We start from the raw sequence: 16,002 nt of genomic DNA, 5'->3' as shown, positions 1-16,002 counted from the left end.
ACTGCCGGCCAGTACCGACGGAAATTATGGGAACCCCGTTCAGGATCATGATGTTGGCAGTGCATCCTTGAACGGGGCAGGCATGGACAGTGGACCTATGCCGCCGGACGCTTGCCGCGGCCGACGATCTGGGTCGGATTGACGAAGCGCAGGGCGACGATCAGCCAGACCAGCGTGGTCACCATATAGATGACCGCCATGGCGTCGATCGACTGCACCGCCCGGACGCCGGAGGCGAACACAGCGTAGTAGAGCGCCACCACCAGGGTCTGGCTGCCGGGCCCGGAGACCAGGAAGGTCAGCTCGAACATGCCGATGGTGCGGACCAGCACCAGAAGCAGCGCCGCCAGCACACCCGGCATCAGCATCGGCACCAGCACATGGACGAACATCTGGAAGATGTTGGCGCCGAAGACGCGGGCCGCCGCCTCGGTGCGCGGGTCGATCTGTTCGATGAAGGGGATCATCACCAGCACCACGAAGGGCACGGTGGGCACCAGATTGGCCAGGATGACGCCGGTCAGCGTGCCGCCCAGCCCCGCCTTGTACAGCACCGTCGCCAGCGGGATGCCGTAGGTGATGGGCGGAACCAGCAGGGGCAGCAGCAGCAACAGCATCACCGCCCGCTTGGCCGGAAACTCGCGCCGCGCCAGCGCATAGGCGGCCGGGACACCGAGCAGGCCAGACAGCAGGACCACCGCCCCGACCGCCTGGAAAGTGACCCACAGCACGTCGCCCAGCTGGAACTCGTCCCAGGCGGCGAAGTACCAGCGGGTGGTGAAGCCCGCCGGCAGCCAGGTGCCGAGCCAGCGGGTTCCGAAGGAGGAGGTCACCACCGAGGCGATCAGCCCCATCAGATTGATCAGAAACAGCCCGATCACCGCCCAGACGGCGAAGACCCACAGGCGGGACATGATGGATTTCTGCATTGCCGCCTCTCCTCAGCCTTTGGCGCCCGCGGCGGGGCCGCGGTAGAACAGCGAGCGGCAGCCGAGAACCGCGACGACCACCAGCAATTGGACCGCCCCCATGATCATCGCGATGGCCGAGGCCATGGAGTAGTCGTACTCCTCGAACGCGGCCTGATAGGCGGCGATGGAGATGACGCGCGTGGCGCCGGCCGGATCGCCGACCAGCACCGCCGACGGCAGCACCGAATAGGCCTGGACGAAGGACAGACAGAAGGTGATGGCGAGGCCGGGGATCAGCAGCGGCAGGAAGACCTCGCGGAAGCGGGCGGCCGGGCCGGCACCCAGCGTCGCCGCCGCATTCTCCAGCGACGGATCGATGCCGGTGACGTAGGACAGCGTCAGCAGGAAGGTGAAGGGGAAGCCGGTCAGCACCAGCGAGATGAAGACGCCCCAATAGCCGTTCAACACGGAGATCGGGGTGGACAGCAGCCCGGCCGCCATCAGGGCGCGGTTGAACCAGCCCTGCGGCCCGAAATAGAACAGCATGCCTTCGGCCACCAGAACGGTGCCGAGCGTGATCGGCAGCACCAGCAGGGTGGTCAGCAGACGCTGGCGCCGCATCAGCCGGACGCGGAAGGCGATGGGGATGGCGATCAGCAGGTTCAGCAGCGTCACCGGGAAAGCCAGACGCAGCGTCTTGAAGATGGTGCCGTAAAGGAAAGGATCGCTGAAGAACCGGGCATAATTGCCGAACAGCGATCCGTCCTTGGGCTCGAAGGACAGCATCAGCCCGTAGAGGAACGGGTAGATGAACAGCCCCAGGATCAGCGCCACGCAGGGCAGCACCAGCAGGGTCGCCCCGTCGATGCCGCGGGCGGCCAATCGCTGGCGCAGGGTCGGCCCCTCGGCGCGGCCTTCCAGGACGGCGCTCATCGCGCGTCTCCGAACACCAGCACGCGGCCGGCATCGGCGCCGAGCCGGACGGCGGCGCCCCGCTGCAACGGATAGGGGGAGGCGAAATGCAGCTCGGTGCCCGAAGCGGTGACGCCGACACCGTGGAAGCCGCGCCCGCGATACTCCACCGCCTCCACCCGCACCGGAATGCCGCTGTCGGTGCCGGTCGGCTCCAGATCATCGGGGCGGATCGCGGCGACTGCCGCCTTGCTGGCGGAAGCGGCACGCATCCGGCCGCGGATCACCGTGCCTTCGATGTTCAGCAGGGCGTCCTCGCCCTCCATCCCGACCAGTTCGCCGTTGACGCGGTTGCGGAACCCCATGAAGTCGGCGACATCGAGATGGGCGGGCAGGGCGTAAAGCTCCGCCGGTGTGCCGACCTGCCGGATGGCGCCGTCGCGCAGGACGACGATGCGGTCGGCCAGCGACAGCGCCTCTTCCTGGTCGTGGGTGACGTAGATGGTGGTGGAGCCGAGGGACTGGTGGATGCGGCGGATTTCCTGGCGCATCTCCAGCCGCAGCTTGGCGTCCAGGTTGGACAGCGGTTCGTCCATCAGCACCAGCGGCGGCTCGACCACGATGGCACGGGCGATGGCGACCCGCTGCTGCTGGCCGCCCGACAGCTGGCCCGGCAGCTTCTCCGCCTGCGATTCCAGCCGCACCGCCGCCAGGGCGGCATCGACCCGCTTCTCCAGTTCCGGCTTCGGCACGCTGCGCATGCGCAGGCCGAAACCGATGTTCTTGCGCACGGTCATGTGCGGGAACAGGGCGTAATTCTGGAAGACCATGCCGAAGCCGCGCTCTTCGGGCCGCAGCACGTCGACCCGCCGGTCGTCGAGCATGATGCGCCCGCCGCTGACCGGCAGCAGGCCGGCGATGCAGTTCAGCGCGGTCGTCTTGCCGCATCCCGACGGGCCGAGCAGGGCGATGAACTCGCCCCGTTCGATGGTGAGGTCCAGCCCTTTCAGCGCCGTGAAGGCGTCGAACTCCCGCCTCACTCCCTGAAGGTGCAGTTGCTTGAAGGTGGTGGCTCCGACGGTCATTCCGGGGTCCTGTGGCTGGATGGGGCGCTGTCTTCGGAGGGGCCCGCCGCCCGCTGCCGGGCGGAGGACCCCTCCGTTTCACGTCGTCGGCTGGAGCGCCGTCATTTGCCCTTGCGCCCGCCGATCTCCTCGTCCCAGCGGCGGAAGGCCTGCACCAGCTTGTCGGCGGCGAGCGGCAGTTCGATGGGGTGGTCGGCGATCAGCTTGTCATAGGATGGGCGGCCGAACTCGGCGATGGCGTCCTGGCTCTCCTTCGGCGCCATGGCGAGCGTCACGCCCTTCACCGCCGGGCCCGGATAGAAATAGCCCTCGTCATAGGTGTAGGCCTGCTGCGCCGGGGTCAGCAGATGGTTCATCAGGTCCAGGAGGACGGCGAGCTTTTCCGCCGACACGCCCTTGGGGATGCACATGTAATGGGCGTCGGCGACCCAGCGGAAATTCTCCACCGCGAAGACCTCGGCCGACTTCGGCACCACGCCGAGCACCCGCGGGTTGATGTCCCAGCCGGTGGTCGACACGATGATGTCGAGCGATCCTTCGCCCAGCGCCTTCATGGTCGGCGTGGTGCCGCCCGGATAGGCCTCGATGGTCTCGCCCAGCTCGCGCAGATAGGCCCAGGTCTTTTCCCAGCCGTTGACCGGATGCCTCGGGATCCTTGTCGCCCAGGATGTAGGGCAGCCCCATCAGGAAGGTGCGGCCAGGACCGGAGTTGGCCGGGCGGGCATAGGCGAAGCGCTTCGGATTGGCCTTCGCCCAGGCCAGCAGTTCCGCGGCCGTCTTCGGCACCTGCTTCACCCGTTCCGGCGCATATTCGAACAGCGGGCCCGACGGGTAGTAGGTGACGACCACGCCCTGGCCTTCGGCGAGACCCTGCATGCGGGCGGCCGGCTCCGGATCAGATATCGGACAGTTTCGGCAGGTCGCCGGCGCGGTCCGGCAGCAGATTGACCCACAGCTTCTGGTCGATGCCGGCGGACAGCACGTCGGTGCCGGTCAGGACCAGATCGATGTCGACCCGGTTGGCGTCCTGCTGCGCCTTCAGCTTGCCGGGGAGTTCCGGCGCCGGCGCCTTGGAGAAGACGATGCGCGAAGCCCAGTCGGGCTTGGCCTTGCGGTAATTCTCGATGGCCTTCTGGGTCAGCGCCAGATTGCCGGCGACGTCCACCACATTCAGCGTGACCGGGCTCGCCGGCTTCGGCAGGGCTGCGAACACCGGCCGGCCGGTCGCCAGGAGTCCGGCGGTCCCGGCGGACGCCGCGAGGAAGCCGCGTCGTGAAATCCCGTGGTCGATCATAGGTTTCCTCCCGTTTGTGCGTGTTTTGAAATTGCGGTGGTTCGAGCTGCGGCGGACATACTGAAGCGGCCGGGAAGCCATGGTTGGCGGCCTGACGGAACCGGTCGGAGAGCAGGATCGCGGAAGATGCGGATAATTCGTTCCTATGCCAAATGCTAGTATGGTAGTCCCGGCTCCGCAAGCGGAAACTCGTATGGTAGTAGCTTGTCGTGTCGTGTAGGGCGGGGGAGCGCGCAAGCCCTTGTCCGATGACCGTTGACTGTCTTTGCCTCCTGCACTGGACTGTCGCCACAATGTCAAGCTGTGGAAACGACCGCAGGTCGACGTATGAGCGTTCCAAATTCATCTGCCGATATGCTATGGCTTGATATCGGTTGAGGTCCTGTCTCGCTTCGATAACAGAACCTCAAATCCAGAAGGTTTGTCGGTGGAGAATTTTAAAGAGAGGTCGAGGATATTTTGATAAAATCGAAAAGATATAAATAAAACATGAGAATATTTCTGTTTCTTATTTAAAATATCCCAAAAATTAAGATAACTAATTTTCGCGAGGGTGATATCATATTTTTCCGCGCGCTCCATATTTAATTGATAGAGCAGGGGGAATCTTGATGGTTTGGATGGGATAGAATGACAACGATACCGAAATTATTCCAAGAAAAAATAGATGGCTCCCTTGGAAAACTGAAGGCCATACTGAAAGAGTAGAGCTAAAAATTCTTTTCTTCACGGAAAACAAATTCTTGTTTCCCAGTGATTTTGACGAAGACTTTCGCGAACATTATTATAAATTAGAAATTTCCAGTGATGGATCAATCTTTGATGATCAAAAATTTGATTTCGATGTCGTAATTCTGTGCGGACATCTAAAGAGCGAAGAGATATTTTCCTGGAAGTTGCAAAACATGCCAAGGCAGCCGTTTGTTGCGCTTTGGACATGGGACAATCATCATGAGCCCATCCTCAACAACCGGGCGGCTATGATCGCCGATGCGGTATTCCCTGCTCATTGGTTCGCGCATGAGGACATGGCAAATGCAGCCACCCTCATAGCGCCGCATCTTCCGCTTTGCATAACGCAATGGAGCAGTGTCTTCCTGGCTTCGATGGAAGAGAAGATCGTTTCCGCGGGGCGGTGCGATAAACTATATGGCGGTTTCTTCAATCATGCGGATGCAAAAGAGAGAAACGGATTGATCGCGTCATATCGGGATCGATATCCTGATGATCATGTGTTCACTCTCGGACTCGACAAAAGATATCTGCGTATTTCTCATTCAGCCAGGAACAGAGGCTGCTCGACTGGGCTTCCTACAAGGTCAGTGTAATTCTTCCATTGAAAAATGATATTTCACAACGGTTGTTCGATGCTCTGGCATGTGGTCTGATCCCCATCGTTCCACCTGAGTTTCCCGATCTTGATCTGGTAATTCCACACCATGATCAACACTCCTTGCCGATCGTCCGGATGGAAAACTATTCCGTCGACGGTATTGCGGATGCCCACACCCGCGCCTTGACGCTGTTCGACCGGGACGGCAAGCAAGGTGTGGTGCGCCGGCATCGGTTCGCTCGCGACAATCACGGATTGCGCAACAGAATAGATCGGCTGGTCAGTCTGTTCCGTCCGGGCACAGCGATCTCAAGAGTGTGGATCGACTTCGAGCGCGGAATCCACATATACTTGACATGATTTGGAACGGTTACTACAAGAAGCAGCATGTCTCTCGGTAAAAGGCATTCTATTATTGGGGCGAATGTACAGTCTTCGGGTCAGCAGGCTGCGTAATTTTCTTGGCGGCATGCTTCCAACCGACCTCCTGCACGCAGCATCGGCTTTTCCATGATCATTCTCCTGACGACCCCGGACCATCAATACACACTTCGCAGCATTGCCGAAGGCCAGTTCGGCGTGCCGGTTCCGGACATCAAAAGCCTGAGTTACGACCAGGTTCTTGCGGCATCCACCTTGCCGAGAGCCACCTATATTTTCGCGGATCTCGAGCGGCTTTCGACATCCCGCCTGAGACGGGCCGCCGACCTGTACCGGAAATTGCGCGATCTTGGCGTGCGCTGCTTGAACGACCCTGCCTGCGCGATGAGCCGTGTGGAGCTTCTGACCAATCTCAACGAAAAAACCGGCAATCCCATCGAGGTCCATCGGGCGGACATGCGTCCGAGGCCGTCGCGTTTTCCCGTCTTCCTGCGCCTTGAAGACGAGCATGAGATGCCGTCGGATACGCTCTACTACAGCCAAAGCGAACTCGACGAGGCTCTTGCCGTGCAACGCCGGGATGGGGTGCCTTTGCGCGGCCTTCTCGTTCTGGAAAAGGTCGATGCGACGTACAACGACACCCTGTGGGCCAAATGGGGCAGTTGGCGGATTGGCGAGCGGATCGTCGTGGAGCACATCGCCGTCGAAGACCGGTGGATGGTCAAATATGGCCGGCATGACTGTCTTACGGAAGGCATCGTCTTAGACGAATTCGATGCCGTATCGACCAATCGGTTCGAGCCTTTGCTCAAGCCGGCGTTCGAGATCGCCGGGATTGAGTATGGCCGCGCGGACCATGCCACCACACCGGATGGGACGGTGGTGTTCGAGATCAACACCAACCCGTTTCTCGGCAACTATGTGCCGGACCCCTGGCTGAAACGCCGTGACGCTCAAATGCTGGCGAGACGGCGTTGGAGCGAGGCGATGCAGGCGATCGACACGCCGTGCTGACTGCCGGTCGAGAATGCTTCCACTATGGACGGGCATTGCGGGGCCATGGCGAACCATGGCCCACAACTTCAACCTGTGTGCGCAAGGCAAATCAGGTTGAAAAACGGCGTTATCAAGAAAAAAGCGGCGAAGGGGGCGGCGGCGGCGGGGGCGGACCAAGAGGCGCAGCGGTTTCGATGGAGAAAGTCATGCTTTCCATTCCTACAGTTATAGGGCGATTTCAAACGAAGGCTGAGCGGAACCACCCTTCGAGGCAAAGATAATCATAGCTCCAGGCGTTCCCGTCAAGATTGTGTCTTTTGGATCGGGCGGAAATTTTGGCGGCGTTCTCGTCACGCAGGCATGTCCCAATCCGCAACGTCGGGCTTTACGGGGTGATGGATCATGTTGCTCCGGCCGAAGCCGTTCGGGTCCTCGGCAAAATAACGCGGACAGGAGGGGCGCCAGATCAGGGTGCCCGGTCGCAGGCATTCGTCCTGCGGGGTGTTCTCGTAATTGGTTCCGCGCCGGGATGGCGGACAGAGCGGCCCCTGCCCACCGATGTCTTCGACGGTGAAGCCACCGGCGAATGCGACGGTCGGCAGGGTGAACTCGTAATGGCCGCGCCAGCCGGCGATGGACATGATCAGCCCATAGGTCCGCGCGAAATGGCGGGACAGGCGCATGATCGGGTGAAACGCCCGGTGGACGTGGTCAGGACTGACCGACCCCGGCATCGCTGCCGACTGCCAATAGTACCAATCGCGACTTGCGGCGAGCGGCTGGACGGTCGTCGTCAGCAGATCGGACGCGTTCCGGCTGAACTGATCGAAAAGCTGCGCCCAGTCGCCGGAATAATCGACGTCGTATTCGACGATCCACACGAAATCGGCATCAAGGGACAGGACACAGGGAATGATCGCCACGTCCAGATAGCCCCGTTGCACGCCGCCATGCGCAGCCATCTCCCGATAGCGGGCCGGCATGCAGGACTCGGGCGGCCGATAGGCGAAATCGACTTGCGGTTCCGCCCGGTTGTCCGGATTGAACATGAAATGCCAGTCGATCATGTGCCCGGTCTGATCGACGAGACGCTGGAAATGCCGCTCGATCCGTTCGGAACGGACATGACAGACGAACAACCCGGCGACCTTGAAGGGAGGAACGGGTTTCATCGCTTGCCTTGGCTCTTCGGTCTGTAGGTCGGCGCAACGGGAACAGCGGGCGCCTCGGAATGGCACCGGACCATAGTATGGTTCGGGCGCCGGCCATTGAAAGGATTTCATGGGCTTGGCTCCGGCACACCGCCCATTCGAGTCGTGTCCCCAAGCTGGGGAGGGAGATGGACAGAGATGGGATATGCGACGTCGCATTTCACAGCGCTGCGACTTATGGAAATTATCTCGCACCAGCACACGGACGGTTGAAACTTCCGACAAAATCGGCATGCTGTCGCCGATGGTCTGACCACTTCGCGTGCAGGGGGCACCTCCTGCCCGAAAAATGATCATCCTCGTTCGCGCATCGACCCGTATCCGTCCATCCTCGACCAGGAAACCGTCGCCCATGTCCGCCATCCTGCTGCAGGAAAGTTCCGAGACGAAGGACCAGCCGCTCCGCGAAGACATCCGCCTGCTGGGGCGCATCCTGGGCGACACCGTCCGCAGCCAGGAAGGGGAGGCGGTGTTCGACATCGTCGAGCGCATCCGCCAGACCTCGATCCGCTTTCACCGCGAAGAGGACCAGGGCGCCCGCAAGGAGCTTGAGGCGATCCTGAACAGCCTGTCCCCGCCGCAGACGGCGCGGGTGGTGCGGGCCTACAGCTTCTTCTCGCACCTCGCCAACATCGCGGAGGACCAGCACCACATCCGCCGCACCCGTGCCCATGCGCTCGCCGGGTCGGCCGCGCGCGACGGCACCATGGCCCATGCGCTGGACGAGGCGGCGAAAGCCGGTGTCACAACCCAGCAGTTGAAGGAGTTCTTCGACGGCGCGCTGGTCAGCCCGGTGCTGACCGCCCACCCGACCGAGGTGCAGCGCAAGAGCATCCTGACCGTGCAGATGCAGGTCGCCAAGCTGCTGGCCGAGCGCGACCACGGGCCGATGACGCCGGAGGAGGAGGACACCAACCTCGAATCGCTCCAGCGCGCCGTGCTGACGCTGTGGCAGACCGCGATCCTGCGCGCCACCAAGCTGGCGGTGACGGACGAGGTGGCCAACGGCCTGACCTTCTACGACTACACCTTCCTGCGCGAGATGCCGCGCTTCTATGCCCAACTGGAAGACCATCTGCGCAAGACCGACCCGTCCTGGACGACGACGGAGCTGCCGTCCTTCCTACGGATGGGCAGCTGGATCGGCGGCGACCGCGACGGCAACCCCTTCGTCACCGCCCCCGTGCTGCGTCAGGCGATGCGGATGCAGAGCACCCGCGCCCTGCAATTCTATCTGGACGAGCTGCACACGCTGGGGTCGGAGCTGTCGCTCAGCACCCGCGTCATCGACGTGTCGGAGCCGCTGCGCCAGCTGGCCGAGCGTTCGCCCGACCCGTCGCCGCACCGCAAGATGGAGCCCTACCGCCGCGCCATTTCCGGCATCTATGCGCGGGTCGCCGCGACGCTTCGGACGCTGGACGGGCTGGAGGCGCCGCGCCACGCCGTGGGCGACGCGCCGCCCTACCAGACGCCGGCTGAGTTCCGCGCCGACCTCGAGATCATCGACCGCTCGCTGACCGTCAACGGCTCGGCGGCTCTGGCGAAGGGCCGGCTGCGTCACCTGCGCCGCGCCGTCGACCTGTTCGGCTTCCATCTCGCCAGCATCGACCTGCGCCAGAACTCCGACGTGCATGAGCGTTCGGTGGCGGAGCTGCTGTCCTTCGCCGACGCCGACGTCGATTACACGGCGCTGTCGGAGGACGAGCGGATCGAGATCCTGGTGCGCGAGCTGGACACCAACCGCCCGCTGGCCTCCGGCTACGCCGACTATTCCGAAGAAACCAGTTCCGAACTGGACATCCTGCGCACCGCCGCCGAAGCCCGCGTCCGCTTCGGCACTGATGCGGTGGTGAACTGCGTCATCTCCAAGACCGACGGCGTGTCGGACATCCTTGAGGTCGCCGTCCTGCTGAAGGAAGCCGGGCTGCTGCGACCGAAGGACAAGGCGCTGGAGCTGAACATCGCCCCGCTGTTCGAGACCATCGGCGACCTGCGCAACTGCGCCGCCACCATGGACCGGCTGCTGTCGATCCCGGTCTATCGGCGCTTCCTGGAGAGCCGCGGCAATCTGCAGGAGGTGATGCTCGGCTATTCGGACAGCAACAAGGACGGCGGGTTCCTCACCTCCGGCTGGGAGCTGTACAAGGCCGAGATCGCGCTGGTCGAAGTGTTCGCCAAGCATGGCGTGCGGCTGCGTCTGTTCCATGGCCGCGGCGGCTCGGTCGGCCGTGGCGGCGGTCCCAGCTATCAGGCGATCCTGGCCCAGCCGGCCGGCGCCGTGCAGGGCGCCATCCGCATCACCGAGCAGGGCGAGGTCATCGCCGGGAAGTATTCCAACCCGGAGGTCGGCCGCCGCAACCTGGAAACGCTGGCGGCCGCGACGCTGGAAGCCACGCTGCTGCACCCGGAATCGGCCGCCCCCTGCACCGACCAGTTCCTCCAGACCATGGAGGAACTGTCGGAGCACGCCTTCAAGGCCTATCGCGGGCTGGTCTACGAGACCGAGGGCTTCGAGAAGTATTTCTGGGAATCGACGGTGATCGGCGAGATCGCCAACCTCAACATCGGCAGCCGCCCGGCTTCGCGCAAGAAATCGACCAGCATCGAGGATTTGCGCGCCATTCCCTGGGTGTTCAGCTGGGCGCAGTGCCGCCTGATGCTGCCGGGCTGGTACGGCTTCGGGTCGGCGGTGAAGGCCTATCTGGCCCAGCATCCCGACGGGATCGAGCGGCTGCGCGCCATGCACCGCGATTGGGGCTTCTTCAGCACGCTGCTGTCCAACATGGACATGGTGCTGTCCAAGTCGAACATCGCCATCGCATCGCGCTATGCCGGGCTGGTGTCGGACCCGGCGCTGCGCGACGCCATCTTCACCCGCATCCGGGCGGAATGGCAGGACAGCATCGACGCCCTGCTGGCGATCACCGAACAGTCGGCCCTGCTGGAGAAGAACCCGCTGCTGGCGCGGTCGATCCGCAACCGCTTCCCCTATCTGGACCCGCTGAACCATGTCCAGGTCGAGTTGCTGAAGCGTCACCGCACCAGCGACAGCGGCGAGCAGATCGCCCGCGGCATCCATCTGACCATCAACGGCATCGCCGCCGGCCTGCGCAACAGCGGCTGATCTCCCGCCGTTTTCTTGCCGCAACGCAGCGGCGGGCGACGTTCCGCCGCATGGTTTCCGACAAAAACGCCCTTCCTCCGCCGCGAGGAAGGGCGTTTTATGTTTGCGGACGAACGGCTTGGTCCGTCTTGTCCTTTTCTTGTGCGATGCACGATCAACTCTTCGGCATCGCAAAACAAAACTCGGCCGTTGGTGTTGAGGCCAAAATAAGTCACGACAGATCTGCCGAAAATCACAGTTGATCGTCGGTGAGTATTTTGATACCTCATGCCTCCCCGAGAGGAGAAATGGTATGACCACTCAGTCACAGCAGCAACAGATGGCCCAACCGCATCAAGAGCGGACGGCCACCGGTACCCAGGGCAACCGCGGCACGCAGGGCGGCGCCACCGACACCCATGAGGAATTCTGCGGCGGCGCCTGCGGTGCCGGTGCCGGCGCCGCGGTGATCTGGCGCCCGATCACGGTCGGGACCCGGCGCTGACCAGCGACGGTCTCCGCATGAGAAAAGCCCCTCTCCGCTGACGGGAGAGGGGCTTTTTTCTTTCGGTTCTGTTTTTGGCTATTTGCGGTCCCGGCGGCCCGGTCAGCCCGCCCGCATGCGGTTGACCAGACTGTCGACCTGCGAGCCCAGCGAGCGCACCTCATCCGCGACGGTGGAGGAGGCGGTCAGCACGCGGGTGGCGGACTCGCCGGACTCAGCGGCGGCGCGGGCGACGCTGTCGATGTTGCGCCGGACATGCTGGGTGCCGTCGGCCGCCTCGCCGACATTGCGGGCGATCTCGCGGGTGGCCGCACTCTGCTGTTCGACCGAGGCGGCGACGGTGGCGGCGATCTCGTTGATCTCGCGGATGGTGCCGGCGATGGAGCGGATCGCGTCCACCGCATCCTGGGTCACCGCCTGCATCGCCTGGATTCGGCTGGAGATCTCCTCCGTCGCCTTGCCGGTCTGGTTGGCGAGGCTCTTCACCTCGCTCGCCACCACGGCGAAGCCCTTGCCGGCCTCGCCGGCGCGGGCCGCCTCGATGGTGGCGTTCAGTGCCAGCAAATTGGTCTGGCTGGCGATGTCGTTGATGAGCTGCACCACCTCGCCGATCTTGTTGGCCGACTGCGACAGGCCCTCCACCGTGCGGTCGGTGCGCTCGGCCTCGGTCGCCGCCTTGCGGGCGATCTGGCTGGATGCGTGGACTTGGCTGCCGATCTCCTGGATCGAGGCCGACAGCTCCTCCGTCGCGGCGGCGACCGCCTTGACGCTGCCTTCGGCCTGCTGGGACGTGCTGGCGGCGGTTGCCGCCTCGCCGGTGGTGGCCTCGGCGTTGCGGCTCATCCGCTGGGCCATGTCCTGCATCTCGCCGGCGGCGCGGGCGACGCGGTCCAGCACGCCGCGCACGCTGCTCTCGAAGTTCTCGGCCATCTCGACCATGGCACGGCGGCGCTCGCCGGCGGCACGGCCGCGTTCGGCCTCGGCCCGCGCATTGGCGGCCTTCGCCTCGTTGGCGGTGTCGCGGAAGACCATCAGGGCGCGGGTCATATCGCCGATCTCGTCGGAGCCGGCAGGGGGGATCGGCGCGTTCAGGTTGCCGGCGGCAATCGCCCGCATGGCATCGGACAGTTGGCTGAGGCGCGCGACGATGTTGCGGCCGACCACGAACCAGGCCAGCGCCGCAGCGCCGATCAGGCTGCCGACCGCAAACAGGATCAGCATCTTACGGCCGGCCGACAGGGCGTCGGTGGCCCCGGCGGCGGCAGTGTCCGCCTCCTGCTTCATCGCGGCGATCTGGCCGTCGACCATGCCGGCGAACTGCTGGGCGATCTGGCGGTTCTCCGCCAGCACCTTCTCGTTCTCCGCGGCGGCGCCGAGTTCGGAGCGGCGCAGCTTGAACAGGCTGTTGTCGCCCTTGCCGAAGCCGGCCAGCAGCTCGGCACTCTTCACCAGCTTCGGCAGCCCGTCGTCGCCGGCTGCCTGAAGTGCCTTCAGCCGCTCCTCCATCGCCTTGGCGGCGGCCGTGAAACGGGTTTCCAGCATGGCGAGCCGGTCGGCGCTGGGCGCCTGCGTCGCTTCGTTCAGCGCACCGACGGTGGCGGCGGCGTAGGTCGACAGTTCCAGATATGTGCGGAAGCGGGCCAGACCGTCCCCCAGCAGATCCTGCATCGAGTCACGGGTCTGCGACCGGATGTTGACGCTCGACAGCTTGATCTCGGCCTTCAGCCGCATCAGCGGCGATTCCATCTGGTCCAGCAGAGCGGCCTGCCGGCGGGCGGCATCGGCCAGGACATCGGTCGTCTTCTGGCGGATAGCATCGCGCTCGGCGCTGCCGGCCGGCAGTTCCAGCGCCTTGCGGCGCATGTCGAAGACGCCGTCGGCGCCGTCGCCCAGCAGGAAGAAGGCGTCCAGCCCGTCGGAGGTCTCCTTGCTCAGCCGGCTGCCGATCTGGGCGGTGGCGCTGACCATGCGGGCGGCCGCTTCCAGATAATTCTGCTGGAACTGGGTGACGGCGAAGGCGGTTTCGGCACCACCGGTGCGCGTCAGCGCTTCCGATGCGAGCCCCAAGTCGCCACGCACCTCATACATCGTGATCAGCGAGCGGATAGCATCGCCCAGCGAATTCATGTCACGCTCGGTGCTGCTGTCCAGCGTCTCGCCCTTGCCGCGCAGCGTGGCGCCGGCCCGCTCGGTCAGCGGAGCGAGGTTGGCGAGGAAGGCGTCGTAGGACTTGGCCAGATCGACCGCTATTGTCTCGCGCGTGCCGCGGACGGACAGGCGCAGGTTGGCGGCGGCGTTGCCGCGTTCCAGCGTCGCGATCAGCCCCTGGGTCTTGGCGCGCAGTTCGCCGATCCGCGGATCGCCGGACCGGTGGGTGGCCAGTTCCTCCACCAGGGCGCCCAGCGCCTTGCCGTTGCCCATGATCTCGCCATAGACGCGCTCGCGCTCGCTCTGGCTTTCGGCGGCGGCAAGCACCGGCGCGGCAGCGGCGATGCCGCTGCTCTCGCCGGACAGGCGCTTCGCCAGCTCCATCTCCGGCAGGCCGGTGCCGACGATCTGCGTCAGCGGCCGTTCCACCGCCGAGAAGGAGGTCAGCCCGACCATGCTGGCGGCGACCGTCATGCCGGCCATGCCGGCGAAGGCGAGCAGAAGCTTGCCGCGCACGCCCAGCCTGCGGCCGCCTGCGGCACCTGTTGGGTGGTGGGGCACGGTGGTATCGTCGCGCGCGTTCATCGTCATATGCGTCCTGCTCCCCGGAAAGTGCGTCTAGGCCGGGCTTTCCACCCATTCTGCCCAATTCGTTGGTTCCCGCCGGCTGCGGACCGCTCCCCCACTCCCAGGGATTGTTCCGACCCACACTGCTTGGCCGCCCAACCATACCGCAGTGTGGTTGACAGATCCTTACGGGGGAACTCTCATTTTCTGCCTTTGCCGGTCATAATCCAATCGTCAAACCCTGTTCGGATGGTGAACTTAACATGCGTCATTATGACCATCCGCAGCCCACCAACGTTATAGAGTCTCTTCGCGATCACAGCTGCATGATAGTCTCGGACTGGAAGTCATCGACGATGGGGAGAGGCATGCGGGTCTGGCAATCGGCGTTTGCACCCCCGGGGGCGGATCTGTCTCCGCGGACCGCCGATCTCGTTCTGGTTTTCGGCTCCATCGACATCTTCGACAGTCCAGGCTTCGCCAACCGGCTGGCTGCCGCCTACCCCGAGGCGATAAGGGTGGGATGCAGCACGGCGGGTGAGATCGCCGGGGACAGCGTCCTCGACGGTTCCTGCATCGCGACCGCCATCCGCTTCGACAAGGGCACCGCGGTCTTCGCCACGGAGGCCGGCATCGCATCCTCCGACGACAGCCAGCGCGCGGGCGAAGCGCTCGGGGAGGCGCTGACCGCCCGGCCGGGCCTGTCGGGGGTGCTGCTGTTCGCCCGCGGCGTCGGCGTCAATGGCAGTGCGCTGATCGACGGGCTGTCGTCGCGCCTGCCATCCGGCGTGCCGGTATCGGGCGGGCTGGCCGGCGACGGCGGTGCTTTCGTCCGCACGCTGGTGCTGGGACCGTCCGGCGTGTCCGACGCGCGGGCGGTGGCAGTCGGGCTGTACGGCGATTCCGTGCATCTCGGCCTCGGTTCCGTCGGCGGGTGGGAGCCGTTCGGGCCGGCGCGCAAGGTGACGAAGGCGGTCGGCAACCTGCTGCTCCAGCTGGACGGCGAACCGGCACTGAACGTCTACAAGCGCTATCTCGGCGATTATGCCCGCGACCTCCCGGCATCCGGGCTGCTGTTCCCCTTCGAGCTGCTGAACGGCAACCATGATTCGGTCGGGCTGATCCGCACCATCCTCGGCATCGACGAGGCGGCTGGCGGGCTGATCCTGGCCGGCACGGTGGAGGAAGGCTTCTATCTGCGGCTGATGCATGCCAGCACCGATGGGCTGGTCGACGGGGCGGAGCAGGCCGGCGCGATCGCCTCCGCCGCCAGTGCCGGCGCACTGACGGTCGGCACGACTGCCGGAATGGCTGCCGAGCCAGCCGCCGAAGCGGCAGATGGCCGGTTCGCCCTGTTGACCAGCTGCGTCGGACGCAAGCTGGTGATGGGCGACCGGGTGGAGGAGGAGGTGCAGGCGGTGGCCGACCGGATGGGGGCCGGCACCGTGCTGGCCGGCTTCTATTCCTATGGAGAGATCGGGCCGATGCGTGATCTGGTCGATTGCCGGCTGCACAACCAGACGATGACGGTTGCTCTGCTGACGGAACGCTGACCG

Annotated in this window: 13 protein-coding genes; 6 read left to right on the top strand and 7 right to left on the bottom strand. The window is 64.4% G+C overall.

Annotated features, from left to right (window positions below):
- Window positions 1–95: 95 nt before the first annotated feature.
- The 5 genes from ACWPN3_RS13060 to ACWPN3_RS13040 all read right to left on the bottom strand — a co-directional run bounded on the left by ACWPN3_RS13060 (window position 96) and on the right by ACWPN3_RS13040 (window position 4,202).
- Entirely contained in the window at window positions 96–929 is an 834-nt protein-coding gene (locus ACWPN3_RS13060; RefSeq protein WP_109096237.1) for an ABC transporter permease, read from the bottom strand.
- A gap of 12 nt (window positions 930–941) precedes the next feature.
- A complete protein-coding gene (locus tag ACWPN3_RS13055; RefSeq protein WP_492239627.1) occupies window positions 942–1,844 on the bottom strand; it encodes an ABC transporter permease in 903 nt (300 codons plus the stop codon).
- The gene (locus tag ACWPN3_RS13050; RefSeq protein ID WP_492239628.1) at window positions 1,841–2,908 is read right to left on the bottom strand and encodes an ABC transporter ATP-binding protein; all 1,068 of its coding nucleotides are present in this window, start codon (window positions 2,906–2,908) and stop codon (window positions 1,841–1,843) included. The genes ACWPN3_RS13055 and ACWPN3_RS13050 overlap by 4 nt, the downstream gene beginning before the upstream one ends.
- Before the next feature lie 101 nt (window positions 2,909–3,009).
- Entirely contained in the window at window positions 3,010–3,495 is a 486-nt protein-coding gene (locus tag ACWPN3_RS13045) for a hypothetical protein (RefSeq protein ID WP_492261505.1), read from the bottom strand.
- 308 nt (window positions 3,496–3,803) lie between these two features.
- Window positions 3,804–4,202 (bottom strand): twin-arginine translocation signal domain-containing protein, encoded by a 399-nt coding sequence (locus ACWPN3_RS13040; protein WP_492261470.1) that lies wholly within the window; start codon window positions 4,200–4,202, stop codon window positions 3,804–3,806.
- Window positions 4,203–4,945: 743 nt separating this feature from the next.
- Between ACWPN3_RS13040 and ACWPN3_RS13035 the strand changes: the two genes are divergently transcribed.
- From ACWPN3_RS13035 to ACWPN3_RS13025, 3 genes are all read left to right on the top strand, one after another.
- The gene (locus ACWPN3_RS13035) at window positions 4,946–5,530 is read left to right on the top strand and encodes a hypothetical protein (RefSeq protein ID WP_492261469.1); all 585 of its coding nucleotides are present in this window, start codon (window positions 4,946–4,948) and stop codon (window positions 5,528–5,530) included.
- Window positions 5,531–5,562: 32 nt separating this feature from the next.
- Window positions 5,563–5,895, top strand: a complete 333-nt coding sequence (locus tag ACWPN3_RS13030; protein ID WP_492261468.1) for a hypothetical protein — start codon at window positions 5,563–5,565, stop codon at window positions 5,893–5,895.
- Between the two features lie 150 nt (window positions 5,896–6,045).
- Complete coding sequence (locus ACWPN3_RS13025; RefSeq protein ID WP_492239631.1) at window positions 6,046–6,930, top strand: hypothetical protein; 885 nt, start codon at window positions 6,046–6,048, stop codon at window positions 6,928–6,930.
- Between the two features lie 332 nt (window positions 6,931–7,262).
- Here ACWPN3_RS13025 and ACWPN3_RS13020 read toward each other — a convergent pair whose 3' ends face one another.
- Window positions 7,263–8,477 (bottom strand): hypothetical protein, encoded by a 1,215-nt coding sequence (locus ACWPN3_RS13020; RefSeq protein WP_492261467.1) that lies wholly within the window; start codon window positions 8,475–8,477, stop codon window positions 7,263–7,265.
- On the opposite strand from ACWPN3_RS13020, the gene ppc reads away from it, so the two are divergent.
- Both ppc and ACWPN3_RS13010 read left to right on the top strand, forming a co-directional pair.
- Window positions 8,476–11,247 carry a phosphoenolpyruvate carboxylase gene (ppc, locus tag ACWPN3_RS13015; protein WP_492239633.1) on the top strand — a complete coding sequence of 924 codons (2,772 nt, stop codon included), beginning with the start codon at window positions 8,476–8,478 and terminating at the stop codon, window positions 11,245–11,247. The two genes, ACWPN3_RS13020 and ppc, sit on opposite strands and share 2 nt — an antisense overlap.
- 292 nt (window positions 11,248–11,539) lie before the next feature.
- Complete coding sequence (locus tag ACWPN3_RS13010; protein WP_109096229.1) at window positions 11,540–11,731, top strand: hypothetical protein; 192 nt, start codon at window positions 11,540–11,542, stop codon at window positions 11,729–11,731.
- Window positions 11,732–11,833: 102 nt separating this feature from the next.
- Here the strand turns inward: ACWPN3_RS13010 and ACWPN3_RS13005 are convergent, their stop codons facing one another.
- Entirely contained in the window at window positions 11,834–14,470 is a 2,637-nt protein-coding gene (locus ACWPN3_RS13005) for a methyl-accepting chemotaxis protein (RefSeq protein WP_492261466.1), read from the bottom strand.
- Between the two features lie 344 nt (window positions 14,471–14,814).
- On the opposite strand from ACWPN3_RS13005, the gene ACWPN3_RS13000 reads away from it, so the two are divergent.
- Window positions 14,815–15,999, top strand: coding sequence for an FIST signal transduction protein (locus ACWPN3_RS13000; protein WP_492261465.1), 1,185 nt, complete (start codon window positions 14,815–14,817; stop codon window positions 15,997–15,999).
- Window positions 16,000–16,002: the final 3 nt, after the last annotated feature.

It is taken from the genome of Azospirillum sp. UENF 111221, from assembly GCF_058780625.1.
This window is presented reverse-complemented; position numbering and strand designations above follow the sequence as displayed.

Coding starts and splice junctions, on each gene's coding strand:
- ACWPN3_RS13060 (WP_109096237.1), bottom strand. CDS start 929: ATGCAGAAATCCATCATGTCCCGCCTGTGGGTCTTCGCCGTCTGGGCG.
- ACWPN3_RS13055 (WP_492239627.1), bottom strand. CDS start 1,844: ATGAGCGCCGTCCTGGAAGGCCGCGCCGAGGGGCCGACCCTGCGCCAG.
- ACWPN3_RS13050 (WP_492239628.1), bottom strand. CDS start 2,908: ATGACCGTCGGAGCCACCACCTTCAAGCAACTGCACCTTCAGGGAGTG.
- ACWPN3_RS13040 (WP_492261470.1), bottom strand. CDS start 4,202: ATGATCGACCACGGGATTTCACGACGCGGCTTCCTCGCGGCGTCCGCC.
- ACWPN3_RS13025 (WP_492239631.1), top strand. CDS start 6,046: ATGATCATTCTCCTGACGACCCCGGACCATCAATACACACTTCGCAGC.
- ppc (WP_492239633.1), top strand. CDS start 8,476: ATGTCCGCCATCCTGCTGCAGGAAAGTTCCGAGACGAAGGACCAGCCG.
- ACWPN3_RS13020 (WP_492261467.1), bottom strand. CDS start 8,477: ATGGGCGACGGTTTCCTGGTCGAGGATGGACGGATACGGGTCGATGCG.
- ACWPN3_RS13010 (WP_109096229.1), top strand. CDS start 11,540: ATGACCACTCAGTCACAGCAGCAACAGATGGCCCAACCGCATCAAGAG.
- ACWPN3_RS13005 (WP_492261466.1), bottom strand. CDS start 14,470: ATGACGATGAACGCGCGCGACGATACCACCGTGCCCCACCACCCAACA.
- ACWPN3_RS13000 (WP_492261465.1), top strand. CDS start 14,815: ATGCGGGTCTGGCAATCGGCGTTTGCACCCCCGGGGGCGGATCTGTCT.